Annotated in this window: 28 protein-coding genes; 10 read left to right on the top strand and 18 right to left on the bottom strand. The window is 57.9% G+C overall.

All coding sequences use genetic code 11. The features are described from left to right. Positions 1–448: 448 nt before the first annotated feature. On the bottom strand, positions 449–1,093 hold the full coding sequence (locus SELSP_RS01500) for a lactate utilization protein (RefSeq protein ID WP_013740543.1): 645 nt from the start codon (positions 1,091–1,093) through the stop codon (positions 449–451). Positions 1,094–1,267: 174 nt separating this feature from the next. Here SELSP_RS01500 and hisC point away from each other — a divergent pair, with 174 nt between their 5' ends. The 9 genes from hisC to SELSP_RS01455 all read left to right on the top strand — a co-directional run bounded on the left by hisC (position 1,268) and on the right by SELSP_RS01455 (position 8,418). Then, entirely contained in the window at positions 1,268–2,320 is a 1,053-nt protein-coding gene (gene hisC, locus SELSP_RS01495) for a histidinol-phosphate transaminase (RefSeq protein ID WP_006193771.1), read from the top strand. Between the two features lie 67 nt (positions 2,321–2,387). Then, positions 2,388–3,362 carry a polysaccharide deacetylase family protein gene (locus tag SELSP_RS01490; RefSeq protein ID WP_006193772.1) on the top strand — a complete coding sequence of 325 codons (975 nt, stop codon included), beginning with the start codon at positions 2,388–2,390 and terminating at the stop codon, positions 3,360–3,362. Continuing rightward, on the top strand, positions 3,356–4,540 hold the full coding sequence (locus SELSP_RS01485; protein WP_006193773.1) for a serine hydrolase: 1,185 nt from the start codon (positions 3,356–3,358) through the stop codon (positions 4,538–4,540). Before SELSP_RS01490 ends, SELSP_RS01485 begins: the two co-directional genes overlap by 7 nt. 104 nt (positions 4,541–4,644) lie before the next feature. Beyond that, positions 4,645–5,049, top strand: a complete 405-nt coding sequence (locus tag SELSP_RS01480) for an Asp23/Gls24 family envelope stress response protein (RefSeq protein WP_006193774.1) — start codon at positions 4,645–4,647, stop codon at positions 5,047–5,049. 91 nt (positions 5,050–5,140) lie between these two features. Beyond that, positions 5,141–5,827, top strand: coding sequence for a DUF4234 domain-containing protein (locus tag SELSP_RS01475; RefSeq protein ID WP_006193775.1), 687 nt, complete (start codon positions 5,141–5,143; stop codon positions 5,825–5,827). 54 nt (positions 5,828–5,881) lie between these two features. Beyond that, a complete protein-coding gene (locus SELSP_RS01470) occupies positions 5,882–6,253 on the top strand; it encodes a DUF4234 domain-containing protein (RefSeq protein WP_006193776.1) in 372 nt (123 codons plus the stop codon). 3 nt (positions 6,254–6,256) lie between these two features. Beyond that, positions 6,257–6,733, top strand: coding sequence for a DUF2752 domain-containing protein (locus tag SELSP_RS01465; RefSeq protein WP_006193777.1), 477 nt, complete (start codon positions 6,257–6,259; stop codon positions 6,731–6,733). Positions 6,734–7,446: 713 nt separating this feature from the next. Continuing rightward, the gene (locus tag SELSP_RS01460) at positions 7,447–7,791 is read left to right on the top strand and encodes a single-stranded DNA-binding protein (RefSeq protein ID WP_006193780.1); all 345 of its coding nucleotides are present in this window, start codon (positions 7,447–7,449) and stop codon (positions 7,789–7,791) included. 240 nt (positions 7,792–8,031) lie between these two features. Continuing rightward, a complete protein-coding gene (locus tag SELSP_RS01455; protein ID WP_006193782.1) occupies positions 8,032–8,418 on the top strand; it encodes a hypothetical protein in 387 nt (128 codons plus the stop codon). Positions 8,419–8,561: 143 nt separating this feature from the next. Here the strand turns inward: SELSP_RS01455 and SELSP_RS01450 are convergent, their stop codons facing one another. The 4 genes from SELSP_RS01450 to SELSP_RS01440 all read right to left on the bottom strand — a co-directional run bounded on the left by SELSP_RS01450 (position 8,562) and on the right by SELSP_RS01440 (position 13,885). Further along, on the bottom strand, positions 8,562–10,337 hold the full coding sequence (locus SELSP_RS01450; protein WP_006193783.1) for a poly(ADP-ribose) glycohydrolase domain-containing protein: 1,776 nt from the start codon (positions 10,335–10,337) through the stop codon (positions 8,562–8,564). A gap of 326 nt (positions 10,338–10,663) precedes the next feature. Continuing rightward, the gene (locus SELSP_RS12540) at positions 10,664–10,864 is read right to left on the bottom strand and encodes a recombinase family protein (RefSeq protein WP_006193785.1); all 201 of its coding nucleotides are present in this window, start codon (positions 10,862–10,864) and stop codon (positions 10,664–10,666) included. Between the two features lie 52 nt (positions 10,865–10,916). Further along, positions 10,917–12,524 (bottom strand): SH3 domain-containing protein, encoded by a 1,608-nt coding sequence (locus SELSP_RS01445; protein ID WP_006193786.1) that lies wholly within the window; start codon positions 12,522–12,524, stop codon positions 10,917–10,919. A gap of 5 nt (positions 12,525–12,529) precedes the next feature. Further along, positions 12,530–13,885, bottom strand: a complete 1,356-nt coding sequence (locus tag SELSP_RS01440) for an MATE family efflux transporter (RefSeq protein ID WP_013740541.1) — start codon at positions 13,883–13,885, stop codon at positions 12,530–12,532. 215 nt (positions 13,886–14,100) lie between these two features. On the opposite strand from SELSP_RS01440, the gene SELSP_RS01435 reads away from it, so the two are divergent. Next, positions 14,101–14,583, top strand: a complete 483-nt coding sequence (locus tag SELSP_RS01435) for a pyridoxamine 5'-phosphate oxidase family protein (protein ID WP_006193788.1) — start codon at positions 14,101–14,103, stop codon at positions 14,581–14,583. A 55-nt stretch (positions 14,584–14,638) separates the two neighbouring features. Here SELSP_RS01435 and SELSP_RS12330 read toward each other — a convergent pair whose 3' ends face one another. The 13 genes from SELSP_RS12330 to SELSP_RS01370 all read right to left on the bottom strand — a co-directional run bounded on the left by SELSP_RS12330 (position 14,639) and on the right by SELSP_RS01370 (position 24,791). After that, a complete protein-coding gene (locus tag SELSP_RS12330) occupies positions 14,639–15,064 on the bottom strand; it encodes a DsrE/DsrF/DrsH-like family protein (RefSeq protein ID WP_006193789.1) in 426 nt (141 codons plus the stop codon). A gap of 98 nt (positions 15,065–15,162) precedes the next feature. Next, positions 15,163–17,208: an FAD-dependent oxidoreductase gene (locus SELSP_RS01425; RefSeq protein ID WP_006193790.1), complete on the bottom strand. Its 2,046-nt coding sequence runs from the start codon at positions 17,206–17,208 to the stop codon at positions 15,163–15,165. A 52-nt stretch (positions 17,209–17,260) separates the two neighbouring features. Further along, a complete protein-coding gene (locus tag SELSP_RS01420; protein WP_006193791.1) occupies positions 17,261–17,563 on the bottom strand; it encodes an ArsR/SmtB family transcription factor in 303 nt (100 codons plus the stop codon). Between the two features lie 150 nt (positions 17,564–17,713). After that, positions 17,714–17,917, bottom strand: coding sequence for a hypothetical protein (locus SELSP_RS01415; RefSeq protein WP_006193793.1), 204 nt, complete (start codon positions 17,915–17,917; stop codon positions 17,714–17,716). Then, positions 17,914–18,165 carry a type II toxin-antitoxin system RelE family toxin gene (locus tag SELSP_RS01410; RefSeq protein WP_006193794.1) on the bottom strand — a complete coding sequence of 84 codons (252 nt, stop codon included), beginning with the start codon at positions 18,163–18,165 and terminating at the stop codon, positions 17,914–17,916. Before SELSP_RS01410 ends, SELSP_RS01415 begins: the two co-directional genes overlap by 4 nt. Positions 18,166–18,274: 109 nt before the next feature. Beyond that, the gene (smpB, locus tag SELSP_RS01405) at positions 18,275–18,751 is read right to left on the bottom strand and encodes an SsrA-binding protein SmpB (RefSeq protein WP_006193795.1); all 477 of its coding nucleotides are present in this window, start codon (positions 18,749–18,751) and stop codon (positions 18,275–18,277) included. 55 nt (positions 18,752–18,806) lie between these two features. Next, the gene (gene rnr / locus SELSP_RS01400; protein WP_006193796.1) at positions 18,807–21,410 is read right to left on the bottom strand and encodes a ribonuclease R; all 2,604 of its coding nucleotides are present in this window, start codon (positions 21,408–21,410) and stop codon (positions 18,807–18,809) included. After that, the gene (locus SELSP_RS01395; protein ID WP_006193798.1) at positions 21,397–21,822 is read right to left on the bottom strand and encodes a PaaI family thioesterase; all 426 of its coding nucleotides are present in this window, start codon (positions 21,820–21,822) and stop codon (positions 21,397–21,399) included. The genes rnr and SELSP_RS01395 overlap by 14 nt, the downstream gene beginning before the upstream one ends. A gap of 23 nt (positions 21,823–21,845) precedes the next feature. Then, entirely contained in the window at positions 21,846–22,595 is a 750-nt protein-coding gene (locus tag SELSP_RS01390) for an alpha/beta hydrolase (RefSeq protein ID WP_006193799.1), read from the bottom strand. A gap of 147 nt (positions 22,596–22,742) precedes the next feature. Continuing rightward, on the bottom strand, positions 22,743–22,958 hold the full coding sequence (gene secG / locus SELSP_RS01385; RefSeq protein WP_006193800.1) for a preprotein translocase subunit SecG: 216 nt from the start codon (positions 22,956–22,958) through the stop codon (positions 22,743–22,745). A gap of 134 nt (positions 22,959–23,092) precedes the next feature. Continuing rightward, a complete protein-coding gene (locus SELSP_RS01380; protein WP_013740540.1) occupies positions 23,093–23,326 on the bottom strand; it encodes a type II toxin-antitoxin system MqsA family antitoxin in 234 nt (77 codons plus the stop codon). Further along, on the bottom strand, positions 23,323–23,676 hold the full coding sequence (locus tag SELSP_RS01375) for a DUF4258 domain-containing protein (protein ID WP_232362394.1): 354 nt from the start codon (positions 23,674–23,676) through the stop codon (positions 23,323–23,325). Before SELSP_RS01375 ends, SELSP_RS01380 begins: the two co-directional genes overlap by 4 nt. Before the next feature lie 86 nt (positions 23,677–23,762). After that, positions 23,763–24,791, bottom strand: coding sequence for an ABC transporter substrate-binding protein (locus SELSP_RS01370; protein WP_006193804.1), 1,029 nt, complete (start codon positions 24,789–24,791; stop codon positions 23,763–23,765). Positions 24,792–24,808: the final 17 nt, after the last annotated feature.

Genomic DNA, 24,808 nt, shown 5'->3' with positions numbered 1-24,808 from the left:
AAAATCTATAATTACAAAAGAAGAGTGACTGGCGGGTGGTAGCGTCGGTTTCTCCTTCGGAAATTTTTAGTTTCATTGGAAAGAGGAGCCGCCGCAACCGCAGAGCGGTTCTTTTTTCTACTTAGAATCTAAGCAGATGAAAAGTGATGTCTACTGCAAGCGCAAGCGCTGCAATGAGAAGTGAGAGCTTTTCATAAAGCGTCACACACATCACCTCCTCGCATGGAGGAGAACCGACTGAAGCCAGTCACTACGGCGATTATAGCATAGGAATTGCCGCAAGGAAAGCGCCAGCCTCTGCTATAACGAAAACCATGTTCTGAGAATCTTATTGCAACCATTTTGAAGGCCAGCCGTCATGGCAAGCTGATATAGCAAGCAGCCTCCTGTTTCGCCAAGCGAAGTGCAGGAGGCTGTTTGCGTTCATGCAGCGCCTTCGTAACTCTATCTACAGCCCCAAACACTCCTCAATCAAAACCAGTTCCATCGGGCGATAGCTCATCTTCTTGTAGTGGATTGTCAGTGCGTTGCAGATGCGCTCGGGGCTTGTACAGTCGTAGCACCTGTCGCCCTTTGCAGCGCACGGCGTGCGCTTTTTCTTCCTCGCTGCATTTTGCGGCGCGGCAATGGCGTGGATGCGCTCGATTGCCGCCTCCACATCCTTGACGAGCTTGTTCACGCCGCAGACGAAATACGTCTTCTCATGACCAAAGAGAGAACCTGCGATGCGGTTTCCCGCGCCGTCCATGTTGACGATCTGCCCCGCCTCCGTGATGGCGTTCGCCGACAATAGGAAGACATCGGTCATCAGCGCCTCCCTGCCTGCCCCGAGGAAAGCCTCCAAACCGCCGATGTGACCGCTCCTCGCAGGATCTATGACCTCGTTTTTCACGCTGAGCTTCTCGTAGAGCCTCAGCGCTCGCAGCGTCTCCGAGTCGCCGAAGCCCACGCGCTTTCCTGCGATCTCCCGCGCGAGGTAGTCCGCCGCCTCCTCCTTCGTCTGAAACAGCGATACGTCGTAACGATTGCGGCGAAACGCTTCAAGCGTGCGCTCGATGCGCTCCTTTTCACGCACTTTTCCATCTTCCGTCATGACCTTCTCTCCTTCCGTCAAACACGCGGAAAATCCCCTATTTACCCTAAAGAAATTTTCGGCAAAAGCCGCCGCTTTCCTGCCGCCCCCTTGCCCTTCGGGCAAAAAGGACGTAGAATAGGAATGTATTCTTTAAGAAAAACGCTTATAGCATAATGAAAACGAGGGAAAGCCATGAGCCTGTACGATAACATCCGCCGCGTCACCCCCTACGTCCCCGGCGAGCAGCCTGCGGGCAAGGTCATCAAACTGAACACGAACGAATGCCCCTACGCGCCCTCGCCGCGCGTCGCCGAAGCCATCGCCGTCTGCGACGCCGGCCGCCTGCGCCTCTACCCCGAGCCGGACTGCCACACTTTGAAGGAATCGATCGCCGCGCATTACGCGGTCAAGCCGGACGAAGTCTTCGTCGGCGTCGGCTCCGACGACGTGCTCGCGCTCGCCTTCCTCACGTTCTTTGCCGGGGAAAAGCCCGTGCTTTTCCCCGACATCACCTACTCCTTCTACGATGTCTGGGCCGAGCTTTACGCCATCCCCTACGAGACCGTGCCGCTCGCCGCAGACTTCACGCTCCGCCCCGAAGACTACGCGCGTGAAAACGGCGGCGTCATCTTCGCGAACCCCAACGCGCCGACGGGACTCGCGCTTCCCCTCTCAGGCGTTGAAGAAATCCTCGCGAAGAATCCCGAATCCGTCGTCATCGTCGATGAAGCCTACGTCGATTTCGGCGCAGAAACAGCGCTCCCGCTGCTCAAAAAATACGAGAACCTCGTCGTCGTGCGCACGATGTCGAAGTCGCGCGCTCTCGCCGGCATGCGCATCGGCTACGCCTTCGCAGCAAAGCGGCTCATCCGTGCCATGGAGGACGTCAAGGCGTCGATCAACTCCTACACGATGACGACGCTCTCTCTCGCCGCAGGAAAAGCCGCCATCGAGGACGAAGACTACTTTCAGCAAACGCTTGGAAAAATCATCAAGACGCGCGAGGAAACGAAGGCGTCTCTTCAAAAGCTTGGCTTTTCCGTCACGGAATCGAAGACGAACTTCCTCTTCGCGCGAAATCCCAACATCCCGGCACAAACGCTCTTCGAAACCTTGCGAAAGCGCGGCATCTATGTGCGCTACTTCAAGAAACCGCGCATCGACGAACACCTGCGCATCACCATCGGCACGGACGAGGACATGAAGCAGCTTCTCGAAGAACTCCGCTGCCTCAGCAAAAGATGAAAAATGCGCCAGGACGGAGAAACGGAATGTAAGAAATCACGGAACATACGGAAAGGATGATTTTGTCTTGCAAAAGAACACGGAAAACACCAGCGGCAAGAACTTCCTGCAGAACCGCCACGCGAAGATGTTCGTGCTCATCGCTTGCCTCATGATCGCCTGCATCGCAGGCTGGCGCATCGCATGGAGCGAACTTCATACGGAAGACAACGCTGCGGAACCCTCGACGGCACAGACAACGGACAGCGGCGCTCCCGCGGCCGACCCTGCGAAAAAGACGCCGCCGAGCGGCAACTACGTCGTCGTCAGTGACGACTTCAGCAACCTCCAGATCACCGATGCGCAGACGCCCGTCTACGACATCTATACGCTCGCCGAACGCCGCGAAAAAGGCCTTCCCACCGAGATGCCGGATCTCATCCCCTATACGATGCCGAATGTCGCCTACCTGACCTTTGACGACGGCCCCGACGCGAAGAACACGCCCGCCATCCTCGACATCCTGAAGGAGCGCGGCATACACGCCACCTTCTATGTCATCGGCAGCATGGCAGAAGCGCACCCCGACGTCCTCAAGCGCATCTTCGCCGAAGGCCATGCCATCGGCAACCACAGCTACAGCCACCGCTACGACATCCTCTATCCGAACAAGGAAAACTTCCTCGAAGAGATTGTCCACACCGATGAAGTGATCTACAACATTCTCGGCGTGCGTCCGCTCATCGTCCGCGCCCCGGGCGGCGCCGCCAGCATGTTCAAGCCCGGCTACAGTGCCATGCTCAAGGAAAACGGCTATGTGAACCACGACTGGAACGTCAGCAGCGAAGATGCGACGGGCAACAACGTCAGCGTGCAGAAAATCCTCGGCTCGATCAGCTACACCTGCGCCAACCGTCCCAAGGATCGCGGCGCCATCGTCCTCATGCACAGCAAGGACGGCAAGGAAACGACGGTCGAGGCGCTGCCCGCCATCATCGACATGCTGCAGGGCGCAGGCTTCACCTTCGGCGTCATGACGCCGCGGACGGCGCAGCCGTGGTAAAGAAGCGCACGCAAAAATCGGGAAAAGCCGGCGAACGTGCAGAACTGCAAAGGAAGCTCGATCGTCTCCACGCGGATAAAAAGACGCCGAAGAAATCCTCCCCGTGGCTGAAAAAAGCGATGCTCTGCACTGCCCTGCTCATCCTCGTGCAAACTGCCCTCTGCCTCGGCGTCGCCGAATACATGTGGCAGAAGCAGAACCCGGACAAGCCCTCGCCGTTCCTCGTCGCCCTTCTCGATGGCAGCGACGCCGCGCAAAAAGAACTGCAAGAGCATTGGCAGAGCCTTACGAGCGCCGTGCGCGCCAAGCAAAGGGGCGGCGAGGCAGAGGCGGCGGAACGCAGCGTGCAGCAGGATTCTTCGGCTGCAGCTAAGAGCGCACCGCCTGTGCCGAAGCTCGCCGAACGCAACAGCGACCAGGAAGCGCTGCGTGCCGACTTCTCCGCCATCCTCGCCCCAAAATCTCCCGACTGCTCCGTCTTCCTGCTGCGTCCGCGCGAAGAAAAAGAGCCGCTTCTCTACCAGTCGCATGCCATGCAGCCTGCGAGCATGATCAAGCTCTTCATTCTCGCCTACGCCATGCAGCAAGCGAAAGACGGAACACTCTCCCTTGCCGAACCGCTCTCCATCACCGAGGCGAACATCGTCGGCGGCGCGGGGCAGCTCAACTGGTACGACAGGGGCAAGCAGCTCACGATCGAGCAGCTCTTAGAGCGCATGATCACGGACAGCGACAATACTGCGACGAACATCCTTATCGACCGCCTCGGCATCGAGAACATCGACGGCTACATCCGCCAGAAAGGATACGCAGACACGCGCCTGCAGCACAAGATGATGCTCTCCAACCAAGGCCGGCCGAACCTCTCCAGCGTCAAGGACATCGGCACGCTTCTTTCGCTCATCTACCGCGGCGAATGCGTCGACTACGAGCACGACAAAAAGATGCTGCAGATCCTCTCGCGCCAGAAGGACAAGGACTGTCTGCCGTCGGCGCTCCCCGCCTTCCTCGTCGCGAACAAGACGGGCGAGATCACAGGCGTCTACGCCGACGGCGGCATCGCGTGGAGCGACGCGGGCGACCTGATTCTCGTCGTCATGGACGAGAACTGCCGCGACCGCCAAGAGACGATCGCGCTCTTTCAACGAATCGCCCAAAGAGCTGCCGCCTCGCTCTGACGCTTTGCAAACCGATGTCGTTGCCACCCATACGATTTTCTGTTATACTGGAATGGCAGAGATATTGAAGAAGTTGTTTTAGCAGCAGCAAGGAGGTTTTTTCCATGGCAGAAGATACAGCTCCGCTCATGACGAGCAACGAAGGACTCGGCTCGATCCGCGTCGCCGATGAGGTCGTCAGCGTCATCGCGGGACTCGCGGCGATGGACGTCGACGGCGTCGCAGGAATGAGCGGCGGTCTCATCGGCGGCATCGCCGAGATGCTTGGTCGCAGGAATTTCTCGAAGGGCGTCAAGGTCGAAGTCGGCGAGCAGGAAGCCGCTGTCGATCTCTCCATCGTCGTGACCTACGGCGTCGACATCCGCCACGTCGCAACCGACGTGCAGAAGAACGTGCGTCGCGCCATCGAGTCCATGACTGGTCTCAAGGTCGTCGAAACGAACGTACAGGTGCAGGGCGTCGTCTTCCCCGAAGAGGAGAAGGAAGAGCCTGCCGCACGCGTGCGCTGAAGAAGAAGCTCCATGAGGCAGGCGCCCCATGGAGCTTCTCTCGTAAAAGAGCCATTTTGAAGGAATTCTAATATTTGATAAGGAGGTTTTCATGCAGATACAGAAGCGCGACATCGCGCTCTCCATCGTCCTGACCGTCATTACCTGCGGCATCTACGGACTTTACTGGATGTACAAGCTGACGAACGAGATCCACGCCCTCTCGGGCAAGCCGCGCACGGTGGATGGCGGCACGGCCGTACTCTATACGATCCTCACCTGCTCTTTTTACTTCTACTACTGGCTCTACAAGATCGGCGGCGAACTCGTCGAACTGCGCCGCGAAAACGGCCTGCCTCCCGACTCCGTGAGCAACAAGACGTATACGATCGTCACCATTGTTATGACTGTCATCTACATCGTCTTCACGATGCTCGACTACACCTTCCAATTCATTCTCAGCGCCGCTGCAGAAGCCGCCCCTGTGCATCACGATTCCACCGAGGACGCCATGGCCATCGGCATTGTCATCCTCGCATTCATCATCGGGCTTCTCGTCACCGCCATCGTTCAGGCCATCCTTTCCGGCATCGTCCTCTGGGCGGTCTACAAGCGCAAGGATGACAGTCCGACGCTCGTCTACCTGCTCATGGCGATTCTGCGCACCTACAATTTCACCATGGCATTCCTGCAAGCCTCGCTCAACGATTTTCTGCAGCAAAAGAACTGCGGCGCACCGCCCGATCCCATCTTTTCGGCAGATGCACCGCGCGTATCTCTGCAAAAGCCGCACGCCTAGCGTTCGACAAGATCCGCCGTTTTTATCCTATTCAACCAGAAAGGAAGATTCATCATGACAAAAAGAAGCATTCCCCTTGCCATCGTTCTTTCCTTCATTACCGTCGGTCTCTATGCCCTTTATTGGGTCTATACGCTCACCGAAGATGCGCACGCAGCAGCGGGCGAGCGCACAACGGCCTCAGGCGGCATGGTCATCCTCTTCTCCCTCCTCACCTGCGGCATCTACAGCCTCTACTGGCTCTACAAGATGGGCGAGACCATCGTCATGGCGAAGCAGAAACGCGGCATGACGGCAGACACGAACCTCCCCATCATCTATCTCGTCCTCGCCCTCTTCGGCTTCGGCATCATCAGTTACGCCTTGATGCAGAGTGCGCTCAACGACATCATCGATCACGATGGCGGCATATCGCAGGCCTTCTAAATCATGAACGATACGAAAAAAGAGAATCCGTCCGCTTTCGGGCGGTTTCTTTTTGCCGCAAAAACCATCACAGGCAATGCAGAAGGGGCAGCAAGATGCTTTGCCGCCGAGCAGCGAACACGCGCCAAGGTCATTTTCCAGCGCTACGCCCTGCTCCTCGCCGTCGGCGTCGCCTATCTCATCTTCTGCCGCACGACGGGGCTCAGCCTGCCGTGCCCCTTCCACGCCATGACAGGACTCGACTGCCCGGGCTGCGGCATCACCCGCTTGATGCTCTCGCTCTCCGAAGGCGACCTCGCTGCCGCGTTCCATGCGAATGAAGCCATATTCATCCTAGGGCCGCTTCTGTGCATCTTTCTCCTGCGCGACGATCTCCATTGGATTCTGCACGGCAAAAGAAAAGAGCCGCCTCGCCCCTTCGTTTTCTTCCTCCTCATCGTCTTCGCAGCTTTTACGATCTGGCGCAATTTTCTGCGGTAAGCAGATGATCGGGATACTCATGGGAGGTTGGCTTGCAGTTTCCTCAAGTTCCCTCCCTCAATATGTCCAAATAAGATTCCTGCCTATTTAAGGAAGCACCGATAAATTCAGCCGCCCATCTTCACACATCTGCGCTGTCCTCTCGTCGTCGACAAAACCTCGACGCAGCACCGTTACGCCTGTGGTTTGTCTCCTTGCTGAGCCGTCCAAGAGGCAAGTCCGAAGGACGCAGGCGATTGGGCAACGGCTCGTATGCGAAAACGTCCCAAGAATGCAAGCGCGAAGCGCGCCGCATGATTGGTTGACGTTGACCGCTGCTGAGCCGTCCAAGAGGCAAGTCCGAAGGACGCAGGCGATTGGGCAATGGCTCGTATGCGAAAACGTCCCAAGAATGCAAGTGCGAAGCGCGCCGCATGATTGGTTGACGTTGACTGCTGCTGAGCCGTCCAAGAGACAAGTCCGAAGGACGCAGGCGATTGGGCAACGGCTCGTATGCGAAAACGTCCCAAGAATGCAAGCGCGAAGCGCGCCGCATGATTGGTTGACGTTGACTGCTATAGATACAGCGCATCTGTGCAAATCTGGGCGACCTCATTTTATCAGCGCTTCCTAAAATATTTTCTCAAAAGTGCTTGCCGGGTCCTTGTCTCTGATATACAATATAAATATGAGTTTAAACATTTTCAATATTGGTCACAAAAGGAGGACTTCCATTGAAAAACCTTCAAGTACTACTGTCCGATGAAGAGTATGCCGGTCTCGAAAAGCAAGCTGCGCAAAAAGGGATGCCGACGAGTGTCTACATCCGTAGTCTGCTTCTCGGTGAAGCTGATGAGCTCTCCAAAGCCTATATTGAGACGATTGCCCGCGTCACAGCATTGACTCCTGGCACGAAGTTCAATCTGAAATCGCTCTTCGGCACAGACTGGACACAGAGCCGCGGCACGAAACTGACGCTCGGCAGGACGTTCTACGAGATGGTACGAAGCGATACCATCTCGATGGTAAAAGTACTAGGCAAAGACAGTTCAAACATCATGCAGTATGAGCGCGTATGAAAACGGCTATATAGAAAACCACACGCACAACGTCCACAAATTGGATTTTTGTACGTGTAGATTGCACATCGTTATTTTTTTGCAAAGTTCGAAATTAACCCGAAAATCGACATCTTCTGTGATATAATCCTCTCAGAGACATAAGGAATAAATTTAGCAGAAACTTTGGTAGCTGTCTCTGCTCAAGTGGCTGACAAGCTATTGAAGCGCATATAACATGACGTCACAAGTACAGAAAGGATGATTTTCATGACAAGGCTCCCCTCTTTCGACGATTTCCTCGACTCGACTCCCTTCAACTCCTTCCTTGCTGACAGCCAGACAGCGCGGCATATTTACGAGAACATCATCTGCACGGAAGAGATGCAGCGCAAGCTGACCGAGATATCCGATAAGGGCAAGCCGGCAATCCTGGCAAGCGGGCCCGCCGTAGAGGAGTACTTCCGCATGCACAAGGATGAATGCGACCTGAGGCTGAAGGATGATCAAGTCCGGCAAGCCATCGGACGCATGAATAAAGAGGTGCTTGAAGCGTTGGGCTATACTAAGGTCAGGGATCATGTAGACTTGGAAAAAGGATTCTGCGAACACTTCAAATCCGGCACGGTCTTTGCCAAAAAGGCGTAGGAAAAGCGGCAGCTTCCAGATTCTCCGCCCTTGGATTTTCTGCACGAAATGCCCCGCCGCGAAGCCTCATGCTTCGCAGCGGGGCATTTCTCTTTCCTCCCATCTCCTTATCTCACCTGTCGCTTGCATCGTGCGCAGCCTTGTCAGTACCAGTACGAGTTCCCCATGCCCGAGAAGGCATAGCTCTCGTCATTATCCTGCATCGCAATCATCACGCAGACGACCTCTTTTCCCCGCCAGTCCGTCATATACTGCAGCGCCCCCCGATAGCGATTCGACGGCGAAAGCAATATGCCCCAGCCCGCGAGGTATCGCACATAGTTTTCAAACTTCCACATGTCCTCGGAGATTTTCCCCAACTTCATCTTTGCGGCAAATGCCCGCTTTTTCAAGACGCTCTGCGGAGGAAGCATCGGCATGAAAAGCGTCTCTTTCTCATCGTCCGCCTTCCCCTCCGTCTCCTCATAGGAAGAAAGCGCGTATATATAGAACATCCTGTACTCCTGAACGCCGTTGATACCATCTTCCGGCAGGCGAATGCCTTCCTCCACGAAAGATTTGCCATCCGTGAAGATTCCTGCCCTATACCAGTCGGCGTTATCTTTCCACGCTTTATCTTTCCACGCTTTATCTTTCCATGCTTTATCTTTCCATGCTTCGCATTTCCAGCCTGCTGTCAGGATGCTGCCTGTCACATCGCAAAATTTATTATTCGGTTCTGCGGAAACCCCACCGGAGTACTCTGCCATTTGCCTGAGAACAGGCTCTTTCAACTCCTTTTCCAACGCCTTTTCCGCCTGCTGCCTCTCTTGCGCCTTCTTCAAGGCACTCTGCTCAGCCTCTTCCAACATTTCGCGCACCCACGCCTCCCTATCCGGATCCTGCTTCCACGCATCATTCATCTCCAGCCACTCAACGTCTCCCAATAGTGCGTGCAGGATCACATCCTCTGTCGAATACGGCTTCCGTTCCTCCTCCAATTCCGGCTCTTCCTGCCACGTCTCTTGTATGTCCTCCAACGTCTGCACGGTCAGCCCCTTCTTTTCAAACGCCTCGCAGAAAACATCGCTGCGTCTGCCTGCGGCAAACACGACCATATCGAAATATTCGGCATAGTTCCTCAGGAGATCTGCGTACGCATCGGCAACGAAATTCGTCGGATCCTCCCACACCAGATCACAGCCGAAGGCAGGCAAGACAAGAATATGCGGTACATTATTTCCATACTCGCCTCCTTCATGAATAGCCGCCTCGAAAATATTTCTGCCTTGCAGCAGATGCACAGAGCGCAATATCGCCCTCTCCAGGTCAGAACGGCCTGAATATCCGGTCCACAAGTCATCTGCAAGCGCTCCCGGCGGCGCACTGGTGATGACATCAATGTGACCCCATTCGTTTTCTGGAAGAAGCTCGGGGACGCCATCGCGGATTTCTTTGAAAATCGTGACATCCCCAGAGTAAAGCCATTCATCCATCAACTCAGGATATTCTGTTGTGTTATATATTCCAATGAGATGCTTCATATAAAATTTCTTCCATATCCCCGGCAATTCCAGCACCGAATAGAGATCCGAGCAGAGGCAGAGAGACTCCTCCACACCTGACTCACCAATATGCACACGACCGCCGGGTCTTGTCGCCGAGCCGGGATTCACTGCCACGATGCACTTCTTCGGATAAGCAACGGACAGGGCACGCGCAACATTCACAAGCGGCTCCTGCACCACGGCGATCCGGCACTTCCGAGGATAGATTCTGCGCCAACAAGATTTCTGGAGTTCGTCCTTATTCTTCTCGCCATAGCGCACCCATGCGCCGGGCAGTCGCTCATCCTCCAGCACGATGCGCTGTGTATCCACAAAGGCATCCCTGCGCTTTCGATACTTCAATCGGCCGTTAAAATCCTCAATATACTTCATATCCGAAACATCCCCCTCTCTATTCGCGTTGACTCCACGAAACGCACATCCGCAGCGATGAAAACAAACGGGAATCAGACTCTCAGCATCTTCTGATTCCCGTTGCTACACTATTCATTTCAGCGTCTTTCGCGCCTCTCGTATGATTATACCACACTCGATGTCGATTTTCGGGGTGATTCCGTACTTTGCAGAAAAATTTTCAATGTGCTGACAAAACCGGAGCGAACACCCCCTTCCACAAACATGATATAGTCCCTCGCGCCGCCGAGAATCTTCCAACCGTACGGAGCGTGCGCCTCCGCTCGCCGCTTTGGCACGAAACTTCACACTCTGTATCTCCGTGCCTTCCCGTGTGCGTCACTCCATTTCTCCTTTCCCGTGACCGTCAAGATATGCCGCGCGGCCAGTGCCTTGGCAATTCGGCAAACCGTCATACCATCAAGGAAAAGCTGGAAGATGCGCCGCACGATATTGAAATAAGAGGCTCTTTTTCTCCTCCTTATTTCAACATCAGAACATTCCATCTATATCTTGCACAAAAAATGCGCCAGGCATCGAAACCTGGCGCACCATGCCTTATCGGAAACTGCCCACCCCTGTGCAATCGTCGAGATTCCTGCCTTCCGTGCTCGTCAAAAAGTAAGCGTCGCTGACGAGCACGCGGCGGATGCGGCAGCGCTTGAGGCCTTCCTGCGTCTTTTCCCAGCAGCCGCTCAAGGAATGTATGACATACGTCTTGCCATCGACCGAGCCGAGCGTGAGCATCACATGGCCGGGGCGAAAGAGAAGGCTCGCAGGCGGTGCGGCGAGAAGCGCTTCGGTTCGCTCCTCGGGCGTAAGATCGTCGAGCGGCGTGAAAAAGATGTGCGGCGCGACATCTTCCGTGCCGCACCGACGCCCCCCGAATGCCGCAGCCTTTCCCCGCGCACCGTGCGCCGCATTCTGTTCATCGCCCACATGGGCACTCGCCCGCAGGAACGCCTCTTCCTGCTCATCAGCGTCGCGCGGCAGTTCGATGCCGACCGTGCGGTAGACATCGGCGACGAACGAGGAGCAGTCGACGCTCTCATCCTGCCCGCCCCAACCATAGACGTCGCCGAGACACGCGAAAGCCGCGCGGCGCAGATTGTTCGCCGTATAGGGCAGACTGCCGCGATGGAGCGCGGCGGCTTCCATGTCGCCCGCGTCCTCCACAGCAAGGCTCGCGCTCTCGCTGTACGGAAGCGGCACAAACATTTCTTGGAGACTGCCGTCCGCCGCACGCTGCGGCAGACGCGCGAGATGCGCTCCGCCCTGCTGCACGAGCGGAATGCGGCTGCCGAGCTGATAGAGCTGTCCGCCTGCCTCCTCGGGCGTTTCGTAGCGGTTTTGCGTGACGACGAGGAAATCTTCGGGCTGCACATAGGCGAGCCACGTCTCGCGCGTTGTCAAGGCAACCGCATCCCTCGCCAGCCAGCCGCGATAATAGCGCATGGAAACGAAGAGGAACTTGCCGTCTGCGCTCTCGTGCCAAACGGCAAGCGGCTCGGCGGGATCAACGGCGGTCGCCTGCAAGATGTCGTAATGCACATCGTCGGGCGCATCGAGCCATGCCTCCTCGGTCGGCAGATCGCGCAGGTCAGCACGCCGCACCGTCACGCCATAGCGCAGAGGATTGCGAAGCGGCAGCCTGTCCGCCGCGCAGTTTTCGACAGTCGCCCGATACGCCTCATCCGAAAGCGGCTCTGTCGGCACGTACCAATCTTCACGCTCGGGCGCGGCTTCTTCCATCCAGTGTCGGAGCTGCCGCCTCGATACGGCACGCGGCAATTCCGCCAGAGAAACGAGACTCGGCTGATTCGCGTGCAGCTCCTCGTTGAGACGTGCCACGTCCTCCGCCGTGCCAAGGAGGCGATCGCCTGCCGCATCGCACCAGAAGCCGGCGTCATCGTAGGGAGCGCCGAGCGCCACGCCGTAGTCGAGCGATGCCGCTTCCGTCTGCGCCCGCATATCATCTGCCAGCTCCGCCTTCGATGCAGACTGCACGGAAACTGCCGCCGCATCTGTCACGGACAACACTGCCGCGGCAGACGTTCCCGCTTTAGCATCCGTCAAATCCGCCCCGCCGAGAAACACGCCGACCGCAGCCAAAAAGCACGCAGCATGCTTCCCGATATTTCTCGAAACGTTCATTTTCGCACACATACCTCTCAACGCTCCAAAATCACAGCGCCCGCTGCCTTTTCCTCGCGAAAGGAACGCGCCGCCCCCCAAAGCTGGCGGAAGGAAAGCAGTACAGCGGCCGCATCTGCCGCAGGAACGGCGAGCCATGCGCCGTCAAGGCCGAAAAAGTGCGGCAGGAGCAGCAGGAACACCACGATGCCGACGAGATTGCGCACAAAGGACAGGATTGCCGACATCCTGCCGTCCGACAACGCCGTGAAAAAGGTCGAGGAGAAAAGGTTGAAACCGCAGAGCAAAAAGCTCCACGAGAACAGCCCGAAGCCGCCGAGAGCCAGCGCATAGGCACGTCCTCCATCCGGCAGAAACAGCGTCATCAGCGGTACGGCGAATATATTTGCCGCCGCAAAGGACAGAATTCCGAAGAGAAAGATAATGCCAAGCGACAGCCGCAGAAGGCGCAGAAGCTCGGCATATCCTTTCGCGCCGAATTGGTAGGAAAATACAGGTGCGACGCCATTGGCGAAACCCATGAGTATTGCCGTCAGGAGCATTTCCGCATAGAGGATGACACTGATTGCCGCGACGCCGTCCGCTCCTGCATAGGAGAATGTCACGAGGTTAAAGAGATACGTCGTAATGCCGACGGAAAGCTGCGTGACCATCTCGGAAGAGCCGTTGTAAAGTGCCTGGAAAAGCGGACGCACGACGAAGGAAAACCGCTCGAACGCGAGCGTGCGGCTGTAGCGCGAAAAGTAAACGAGACCCAAGACCGCCGCGACGACATCCGAGATGCCCGTCGCAAGACCCGCACCGAAGATACCCATGCCGAAGTGCGCGAGAAACACATAGTCGAGTCCGACATTGACAAGTCCCGCTGTCAACGATACGAGAAATCCCTGCACGGGGCGGCCATCCGCGATATAAAAAGCGTTAAATATGATCATCAAAACGACAAAGGGCGCGAAGAACATATTCGCCGAGAGATACGCGCGGCAGTCGGCATAAAGCTCGGGTGAAGCGCCGAGAAGCGCCAAAATAGGCTCCATGAAGAGGAACACCGTGCCTGCGAACAATATGCCGAGCGCTGCGCCGACAACGGCGAGCAGCGTGAAGCGGCCTCTCGCCAATGCCGCATCGCCCTCGCCCAGCGTCTTGGCAACGAGTGCCGAGCCGCCCGAAGAAAGCATGATGGAAAGACCAAATACGAGATTCAGCGCAGGATAGACGATATTCGATGCAGCGAGCGCGAGGCTTCCCGCATAGCGCCCGATGAAGATACCGTCCGTCACCGTATAGATAGAAATGACGAGCATCATGCCGACGGCGGGCGCAGCGAAGCGCAAAAGTCCGCCGAGACTGAAATGCTTTGCCAATGTGTTCATGAAATTCTCCTTTTGCAGCTTGACCAGAAGAGCCAATCAGCCTGCGCCCTTCGGGCTTGACTTCTTGGACTTTCATTGTAAGCTATATAGTAGGGGTGTTGTCAAGTTTTGGGCGAGAATAAAGCGCCTTAGCCCCCTGACCAAGTTCGCATGAAAGAAGGCTGCACAAGGAAGCACGGCTTTTCTCCAGGCTTCCTCAAAAGGAGACGATTGCCATGTTCAGAGAAATGCGCCGCAAGAATCAACAGATGAGCGATGAAGAAGCCCGCGACATCCTCGCGGCAGCGACCTCGGGCGTGCTCGCGCTCGCGGGCGAAAACGACTATCCCTACGCCGTGCCCATGAGCTTCGCCTACGACGAGGAAAAGGAACGCCTGCTCTTTCACACGGCACGCGTCGGTCACAAGATGACGTCGATTGAGCGATGCGACAAGGCGTCGTTCTGCATCATTGCCGAGGACAAGGTCGTGCCGCACCGCTTTCTGACGCAATACCGCAGCGTCATCGCCTTCGGCAGGCTGCGCGTCCTCAAGAGTGACGAGGAAAAGCGAGAAGCGGCGGAATTTCTCGGCGAAGCCTACTATCCCGGCCATCCCGAGGCCTGTGATGAGGAGATCAAAAAGCATTGGCCGGCTTTCAACATGGTCGAGCTGAAGATCGAGCACCTGACGGGCAAGAAAGGGAAAGATTTCGTATAGCGAAAAGAAGGAGTGCCCTGCACCATCCTCAGGATGCTGCAGGGCACTCCCTTTCTCATACAAAAAGATTCGTATCCGATTTCTCCGCTGCAGCCAAGTAAGCGGCGACGCCGCCGGAACTTACGCCGTCGATCAGCTCTTCGGCGCGTATGCCCATGACGTCCATCGACATCTGGCACGCGACGATTTCCGCACCGCCCGCGATGGCGCTCTGCATCAGGCTCTCCAAGGACGCAACGCCCTTTTGCTGCATGACATGGCGCATGAGGCGCGTGCCGAATCCGCCCATGTGGAGCTTCGAGAGCGAGAGCGCCCGGCTGCCGCGCGGCATCATCCAGCCGAACATGCGGTCGATGATCCCTTTATTCACGGCGGCGCCCTCGGGGCGTCGCAGAGCGTTGAGTCCCCAGAAGGTGAAGAACATCGTGACCTTGCTGCCCATGGCAAGCGCACCGTTCGCTATGACGAACGCCGCAAGCACCTTGTCGAGATCGCCGCTGAAAACGACGATGGTCTTATGCTTTCCGCGTGATGCGTTTCGGCAAGTTGCCGTCTCCCGACTCTTTGTGCGCGGCGTGCCTAGCCGTCCTCCGAGGCGTCTTCTGCCTCTTTCCTGCTTCCCGCCTTCTCGATCTTCACGACGACAAGCCCGTTTTCCTTGTGGCGGGAAAGCATCTTATGTCCCGAAGTCTGCGCCCATGCCGCGCTATCGACATAGAAACCGGGATCGGAAGCGCGCGCCATCAAAACGCCGCCGGGCGCGATGCGTTCCATTGCCTTTTGCAGTTCCATCAAAGGACCGGGGCAGCTGAGTCCCGTGAGATCAAGTTCTGCTGACGCACCCGCAGCAGTCTGCGTCACCTCCGTGCTGCAGCCCGCTGCATCGTCCCCGCCTTTGCCGCAAGGTGCGTCAGCTTCGGGCGACGCCTCGAATTCCTCCATCTTCAGCGACGTATAGCCGCCTTCGATGACTTCCGCATCGTAGCCTTCCTGCATGAGAATGCGCGCCGCATTATAAGCGCGCTGTCCGACCTTGCAGAGCACTGCCCAGCGCACCGTGCGGTCAAGCTCAAAAAAGCGCTCGCGCAGCTCATCGAGCGGAATCTGCGCGTCAGACGCGGCGGGCGCACTCTGCAGCTCGATCGCCGTGCGCACGTCGAGCACGCGTACGCCCGCTTCCCGCGCCTCCTTGAGACGATCTGCGGGCAAGAAGCGCACGAGACCCGCCAGATCGTTTTCCGCCATGTATCCCGCCATGTTCACGGGATCCTTCGCCGCGCCGAAGGGCGGCGCGTAGGAAAGCTCCAAGCTCGTGAGGAAATCCACGTCCGCTCCCATGGCGATTGCTGCCGCGAGCACGTCGATCCGCGCCTTCACGCCGCCCGCACCGATGATTTGCGCGCCGAGAATCTTGCCGACAGACCCCTTCGTGCGATAGAGGAGCTTCAGCGTCATCGTCTGCGCGCCCGGATAATAGCCGACATGTGCGAGCGGATGAAGCTTCACCACGCGGTAATCCTCGCCATAGGAAAGACCCTCGCGCATCAGCGTGCGCTCATTCTTGCCGACAGAAGCCGCCGTCAGGCCGAACACCTTGAGAATCGACGTGCCGACGAAACCGTCATAGACGCGCCGCCTGCCCGCCATATTATCGGCGGCGAGACGGCCCTGCCGATTCGCCGGCCCTGCAAGGGGCAGGACGCCCGCCTTCTTCGTCTGACGGTCGAGCGTCAGCACGGCGTCGCCCACGGCGTAGACCTCGGGCACGCTCGTCTCCATGCGCTCGTTCACGAGGATGTGTCCGCGCTCGCCGAGCGCGATGCCGCTCGCCTGCAAAAAGCCTGTGTCGGGACTCACGCCTATGGCGAGCGCGACGAAGTCCGCCGCTACCTCGCGCCCGCTCGCAAGGCGCACGAGGACGCCCTCAGCGTCTTCCTTGAACTCCTTCACGCCATCGCCGAGGACGAGTCCGACGCCGTTCTCGTTCATCTCTTTTTCCACGATCTTCGCCATGTCCGTATCAAACGGCGCGAGCACATGCGGCGCCGCCTCGACGAGCGTGACGGCAAGGCCGCGCGCACGAAGATTTTCCGCCATTTCGACGCCGATGAAGCCGCCGCCCACGACGACGGCGCGCCCCGTCGCCGCATGAAGATCCGCCAGACGGCGCAGAGCCTCGGCATCGGGCACGTTGCGAAGAGCGAGGACGCGCGGGCTCTCGATGCCCGGAATCGGCGGACGCAAGGGCTTCGCACCGGGCGACAGGAGGAGCGCGTCGTATGGTTCTTCGTATTCCTCTCCTCCCGCCGTTTTCACATGAACGCGGCGATTCTCTGTATCGACATGCGTGACCTCGCTCTTCGTGCGCACGTCGATGGCGAAGCGCTCGCGAAACAGCTCCGGCGTCATGAGCAGGAGCCGCTCGCTCTCCTTGATCTCATCGCCCACATAGTAAGGCAGTCCGCAGTTCGCGAAGGAAATATGCTCACCGCGCTCGAAGAGGACGATTTGCGCATCCTTGTCCAAGCGCCTGAGCCGCGCCGCCGCCGTCGCCCCGCCCGCCACGCCGCCGACGATCACATAGCGCTTTGCCTTTTTCTTTTCCTTTTTCATTTCCATTTCCATACGGATATGCCTCCTTCTGTGCCGCCGCGCTTCGCTTGTCGAAAGAGCGAAATCAGCCCATATCGTGATAATCCTTCTCCTTGCAGAAAAGCCCTTCGAGCAGCTGTTCCACTGCCCGGCTCTTGAGGCGATAGACGACTTCCAGCCCGTTGCGCTCGCCCTCGATGATGCCGACGGCACGCATCTTCGCGAGATGCTGCGAAATCGTCGACTGCGGCGCTTCGAGGCACTGCTGCATGTGTGCCACATTGCAGCCGCCGCTCTGCCAAAGCCCGCGCGCGATGCAAAGGCGCACGGGATGCGAGAGTGCCTTGAGCATCTCAGCCGCGCGTGCAAGCTCTTGATCTTCTGCCATAGAATCAACTCCAAAATCGTTATATTTATATATTACGATATAGCGATTTATATGTCAAGAAAAACTCCCCCTCATCGAGCGATTTCAGCAAATACGAAAAATCCGTCCGTCCAGCAAGCAACGCATTTAATCGAGTTGTCAACATACCGGCTACTCCCAGTCGATATCATCATGCGATACGGTTTTTCCACACATATATTCCTGCATAGCGATGTGATGCGCCTCCCTGTCGTCCTCTGACGCAAAATCCTCCATCTCTTTCGGCAAGAATCGCCTCACGACCTCCAGAAGAATCGGCAATTCGCGGTCCGGAATGAACTCTATCATCTCCACAATCTGAGCTTTTACCGTCATAGCAGGAAACCTCCCTTGTAGACATCGCCTCGCGGCGCAATTTTTTCAATCAAGAGCGTATCCTTTGCAGGATACGAAAATACGATTCGCCAACCTCCAACGCGCAGCCGATAGAGTCCGTCACTCCCCTTGAGTCGTTTCACATCGCCTTGCGGCAGACCTTCAATTGCCTGTTTGATGCGCTGTTTCGTCGGCCTGTCCATCGTCTCAATGCTCTTTACCGCAAGTTTTGCATATTGTATCTTCATGGATGGATTCCTCTTCTCATCAAAGCCGCAAACATCAAGTCGCAAGACCCTTTCCGCTAAGGAAATTATAGCAAAAAGAGATGGCGTCCGCCATCTCTTTTTGCTGTATTCACCGACCCTTGCCGTGATCCTTCAAGGCGCGCTCGATGTCGCGCTTGGCGGCCTTTGCCGCCAGATCCCGGCGCTTGTCGTAATTGTGCTTGCCGCTTGCAAGTGCGAGTTCGAGCTTCGCCCTGCCCTTCGAGAAGTAGAGCTTCAGCGGCACGAGCGTGAAGCCCTTCTCGCGCGTCTTGGAGAAGAGTTTGACGATCTCCGCCTTGTGCATGAGGAGCTTTCTCTTCCGCAGCGGCTCGTGGTTGAAGATGTTGCCCTGCTCGTAGGGGCTGATGTGCATGTTCTCCACGAAGATCTCGCCGTTCTTGATCGAGGCGAAGCTGTCCTTGAGGTTCACTCTTCCCGCACGCAGGGATTTGACCTCCGTGCCCTGCAGCACGAGTCCCGTCTCAAAGGTTTCGTGTATGAAATAGTCGTGACGCGCCTTGCGGTTTTCCGCGACGATCTTCACGCCGTCGTTCTTGCGTCCCATCGCTTCCCCCCTGCTTCTTTATGCGGCAATCGCCGCTTCCTGCAGCATCCCTGCATCAATCGCTGTTCGCTGTCGCTCGCTGCGTCTTGTTGTGCGGGCGGCGCTTCTTTTCCGGTTTGGGCGCAGACTTCTTGCCCTTCTTGCGCAAGTCCTTCGGCGGCTTCATCCAGAACGCCTTGGGGCGGCTGCTGCTCGACTCGTCGGCGAGAGCGCCCTGCCTTTCCGCCTGGAATCTTTCCGGCCTCCTCGCGCTGCGCCCTTTGTCGTGCGGCTTCGCCCCCTTATGTCCCTTACCGTGCGGCTTGTGTTCGCCCGTTTCCGCAGGGGCGGATGTCTTCTCCGGACGCTTGTCGCCCTTCACATCAGCGATGATCTCATCCGTACGCTTTTCTTTCGCCGCCTTCCGACCTCTGCCCTTTTTCGAGCGTGCATCCTTCTTCGCGCCCTTTTCTTTCAAAGATTCACCACGCTTTACGCCGCCTTCCTCGGGCTTCTTCTTCGCAGCGACAAAGACGCCGTTGTCCTCCAAGATGAAGTCGAGGTTGCGCTCGGCGATATTGGCACGCACGAGCACGACGCGCACAGGCTCGCCGAGGCGGTAGGAGACGTGCGTCGCACCGCCGACGAGCGCGTAGAGGTCTTCGCGGTACTCGTAGTAGTCGTTGACCATGCTCGATACGTGCACGAGTCCTTCGACGCCGTTTTCCAGCTCGCAGAAGATGCCGAACGCCGTGACGCCGCTGATGACGGCATCGAAAGCGTCGCCGACAAACTGCGCCATGTACTCGATCTTCTTCATGTCCTGCGTCTCGCGCTCTGCCTCGATGGCGATGCGCTCACGCGCCGAGGTGTGCTCAGCGATCTCGGGCAGGAGGCTCCTCAGGCGTTCCTGCCGCTCAGACGCGATCGTGCCCGTCGCAAACGTCTCGCGCAGCAGGCGATGCACGATGAGGTCGGGATAGCGGCGGATCGGCGACGTGAAATGCGTGTAGTGACGCGCAGCGAGTCCGTAGTGGCCGAGCGGCGCGTCGGCGTAGCGCGCCTGCTGCATCGAGCGCAGCGAGACGGCGCTGACGATGCGCTCCTCAGGCCTTCCCTTGACCTTTTCCAAGACCTGCTGCACGTCCTTCGGCGCTACCTCGCCCGCCTCGTTCGGCACGAGGTGCAGTGAGAACGTCGCCAGAAGATTGTTCAGCCGCTCGATCTTCTCGTCCGACGGCTGCTCGTGCACGCGGTAGAGGAACGGCTGCTCCTTCTTCTCCATGTGCTCCGCGACGGTCTCGTTCGCCGCGAGCATGCACTGCTCGATCATCGACTCTGCGAGCGACCCCGTGCGCTTGATGAGCGCGACGGGCTTGCCGCTCTCGTCGAGCTTCACCTTGATTTCGGGCACGTCGAAGCCGATGGAACCGCGCTCATGCCGCGCCTTTTCCATCGCGTCATGCACCTCGCGAAGAGGCGTGAGAAGCGGCAGGAGGTCGGCATTCTCCGTGCGCACCGCATCCGCTCCCTCGGCGAAAATCTCGTTGACGAGCGTATAGGTCAGGCGACGATAGACGTGAATGACGACGGGCAGAATCTCGTAGCTCTTGACGAGTCCGTCCGCGCCGATCTCCATCTCGCACGCCATCGCCAGGCGGTCTTCGCCCGCGTTCAGGCTGCATATACCGTTCGACAGCTTCTTCGGCAGCATGGGAATCACGCGGTCGACGAGGTAGACGCTCGTGCCGCGTGCACGCGCCTCGCGGTCGAGCGGTGAATTCTCGCGCACGTACCAGCTGACGTCGGCGATGTAGACGCCGAGGAAGAAGCTGCCGTCCGCGCGCCGCTCGGCGTAAACGCCGTCGTCCAAGTCCTTCGCGTCCTCGCCGTCGATCGTCACGATGCGAAAACCGCGGCGGTCGCGCCTGCCGCTGAATTCTTCTGGCGAGACGGCGTCCTCGATCGCTGCCGCTTCTGCCGCCACATCGGCGGGAAACTCCTCCGAAAGCCCGTATTGGCTCATGACGGAGAGCACGTCGACGCCGGGCTCGCCCGCGCGGCCGAGGATTTCCTCCACCTCGCCCTCGGCGTTCCTCCTGCCCGCCGGCCACTTCGTGATGCGCACGACGACCTTCATGCCCGCCTTTGCGCCATGCACGGCGCCCTTGGGGATAAAGATGTCCTGCCCGATCTTCTTGTCATCGGGAGTCACAAAGCCGAAGTGACGGCTCTCCTCGAACGTGCCGACAATCTGCTCGTTGGCTCGCTCGACGATGCGGATGATCTCGCCCTCGCGCGAGCGTCCAGCAATCTCCGACGGCGAAATCCTCGCGACGACGCGGTCGCCGTTCATCGCGCCGCCAAGACTCACGCCCGGCACGAAGATGTCGCTGTCCGTCTCCTTCTCGCGCACCTCGGGGATGATGAAGCCGAACCCCTTCGCCGACATCGAGAGCCTGCCGACGACGAGGTTCATGCGCTCGGGCACGCCGAAGCGCTCGTGACGCGTCTTGATGACAGCCGCAGTCTTCTCCAGCTCTTCCAAAGCCGTCCAAAAGAGCGCGAGTTCTTCTTGCGCGAGGTTCATGGCGGCGGCGAGATCGTCCGCCGTCAGCGGCTTGTACGCCGCCGTGCGCATGTAGTTTACGATGCGCTCCTGCAATTCATTTTGTTCCATTCATTTCTCCTACCAGCGCCATCTTCGCCGTCGCTTCCGCAAGCACAGTGCCGTCAGCGAGCGAAAGTTTGGCGCGCATGTTCACGAACCCCTTGCGGCGGCTCTCCTCCCATCCCTCGATCAAAAGCTCCTCGCCGACGGGCGCAGGATTTCGATAGCGCACGGCCAGACGCGCCGTCACAGCCCGCTCGCCGAGTCCGTCGTAGAGATAGCCGCCCATCGCCTCATCGAGCAGCGTCGTGACGATGCCGCCGTGCACGATGCCGCTGTATCCCTGGTACTCGGGCGAAAGCGCCTTGCGCGCCCGGAATTTCCCGTCCGCCAGCTGAAACTCCAAATGAAGTCCGATGGGATTCTTCGGTCCGCAGGCAAAGCAGTAGTCCTCACCCTGCCCGATCTTTTCGTATGGCATAAATCGTTTCCTTCCCCATTCTCTCAAACGCTCCCCATCTCGCGCAAAAACGATGCCGTACGCCGAAAGACTGCCCGTCGCTCAGCGTCGAGCATCACGAGATGACCCGAGCGCACGAGCCAAAGAACTTCCTTATGCGCCGCCCCCACATGGTCATAGATATAGCGGAGGCTTCTCCTGTGCGCCGTGCGGTCGTGCAGCGAGTGCACGAGGAGGAGCGGCGCATATACCTTTGGCAAGAGCGCCTTGACATGCTCGATGAAGCCGACGAGTTCGTGGATGGCGACGAGCGGCATCCTGTCATACGTCACATTGCAGAACTCGGGCACGTCGCGCAGAGACTTGCGCAGTTTCGGATGAAACCTGCCGATGCACGCGCTGCGCGGCGGCAGGTGCTTCATGCCGCGCCCCTCGTCAATGAAGATCGGTGCGGCGAGCGTCACGACGCCCGTGACGCGCTTTTGCGCCGCGAGACGAAGCGCCAGCAAAGCCCCCATCGAATGTCCAACGACAGAAATGCGCGGCACGAGCCCTGAAAGAATCGCATAGCCGTCGAGAGCCGAATCGTACCAGTCCTCAGCATCCGTATGTGCCAGATCCTCGGGACTCGTGCCGTGCCCGGCGAGGCGCGGGCAAAGCACCGTATGACCTGCACGATAGAGCGCCTCAGCGAGAAGCCGCATCTCGGGCGGCATGCCCGTGAAGCCATGCAGGAGCAGCACGCCGTGCGGGCCGCCTGGCAAAAGGAAAGGCTCCGCTCCCTCGATGATCATCGCTGCACCCCTCCCTCGAAGGCTGTAGCCAGAAAAGTCCCACAGGCCGCGCCCCTCCAATAGAAAGAAACGCCCGGCCTTTTGCCGAGCGTCCGCCGCAAACAGCTGCCAAGAAAGCGCAGAACCCCTCTGCGCTCTATGGCCGCCCTACATCGTCATCTTGGCAATCACGAGCGTAATCGCACCGAAAAGCACCGCCAGAACGACTGTCACACGCGCCAAGAGCGCATCCATGCCGCGCGCCTTCGCGCTGAACACGGTATCGCCGCCGCCCCCGTCGAAGCCGCCCATGCCCGCAGACTTAGGCTCCTGCCCCAAGACGGCAACAATCAGGAGTATGGCGACAAGCGCATCAAGCACCATCAATAACGTAAGCAAAAGTGAACCTCCTCCAGATCAGAGAGTCTCTCCTCTCCTCCTTATTATACTATTCTATCATGAAAGCCCGAGAAGTCAAGAAAAAGGCGCGGCCATCAGACGCCGCGCCTTGCCTGTCATCATGCCGCCGGTTTTGCTTCATAGTCGACGATGGAAACCTCCACAGGAGATTTGCGCAACTCGTTGACGATTCGTTCCAATTCGTGAGCGACATCGTCAGCATACGTCGTTTCCCCACACTGCGTGCAGCGTCTTGAAGGAACATTCTTGACAATGATGATCTGCTTGTCAATCTCAACCATGAAAGCAGTCTTCTCCTCTTTCATCCATCCTCTGCAGACGAAGCAATTCATGACGATATCTCCTTTCTGATTTTTCCATCATCATCCCATTGCTCAGGATCGGGACGATATGCTGTAATAAGGTGGAGGTCGCATGGGCCGACTCCACAAACAACATGGATGCACGCATGATTCTCCACATACCCCGAAACAAGACAGCTGGGATAAGGATAATCGGTCGGATACATCTCAATGATTTCCCCCGTTTGCAGCACATGAGAAACATCCGCCAGCGAAATTCCCCGCTGCATGATCCTAAACATCATGTGGTTCGTCCACTGCATTTTTCGTCCCGCACAGCGCTGTCGAATCGTCTGCAGCAACCGTTCCTTCATGCAGCCTTCTTCAGCAGGAAACTCCATCAAAGTCATCGCACTCCTATTATAGTATCAAGCATCGTACACTACAATACCCATATATAAAAAGGGGGCTTTTGCGCCCCCTCCCATCAATATTTTCTTTCCTGTATCGCCATCGGGGCGATTTCTGCCGGATAGACGCTGTCCTTGACGAAGACCGTGCGCTCGACCTTCTCGCCGGCTAAGACCTTCTTCGCCATCTCCATCAAGAGCGGACCCTGCAACGGGTTGCCTTCGACGGTGCAGTTACTCTTGCCGTCGATCATCGCCTGGAAGATCGCACGCGTGCCGTCGCACGAGACGATCACGATGTCCTGTCCGGGCTTCAATCCCGCCGCCTCGATCGCCTCGATCGCGCCGAGTGCCATGTCGTCGTTCTGCGCGAAGAGAATGTCGATCTTGTCCTTGTAGTTCTTGAGCATCTCCGTCATGACCTGCTTGCCGCCGTCCTTCTGGAACGTCGAATTCTGTGCGACGAGAATCTCATAAGCGTCCTTGTTCGGCGACGCCGTCATCGCATCGCGAAAGCCCGTGTCGCGTCGCTCGACAACGGACGAACCTGCAGGGCCTTTGATCTCGGCGATGTTGAACTTCGCACCGCCGTCGCGCGGCTTCTTCCCTTTTTCCTGCATGTAGCCATCGAGCCAGCGGAACGCCTCGCGCCCTTCGCGCACGGAATCCGTGCCGATGCGCATGATGTAGAGGCTATCGTCGTTCGTCTGCAGGTCGCGATCGACGATGATCACGGGAATCTTCGCCGCCTTCGCTTCCTTCAGCACCTCATCCCAACCCGTCGCCACGATGGGCGAGAAGGCGATGATGTCGACCTTCTGCGCGATGAACGAGCGGATCGCCCGAATCTGATTCTCCTGCTTGAGTTCCGCGTTGGAGAACTGCAGCTCGATGCCCGCGTCCTCCGCTGCCTGCTTGATCGACGCCGTATGCGCGGCACGCCATGTGGACTGGGCGCCGATCTGCGAGTAGCCCATCGTGATCTTGCGGTTTCCGGAACCCGGCTCTGCGCTGCCGACCTTGCTCGCGTCCTGCCCATTCGTCGTACACCCCGCGGCTGCAATCGCCACGAATGCAGCAAGCAGCAAGGCAAAGATTTTCCTCATATCGCTCTCTCCTTTTC

Origin of the sequence: Selenomonas sputigena ATCC 35185, assembly GCF_000208405.1 — a bacterium.
In the GTDB taxonomy this organism is placed as follows: domain Bacteria; phylum Bacillota; class Negativicutes; order Selenomonadales; family Selenomonadaceae; genus Selenomonas; species Selenomonas sputigena.
Note: the sequence above shows the minus strand (reverse complement) of the source record. Positions and strands in the feature narration are given on the sequence as shown.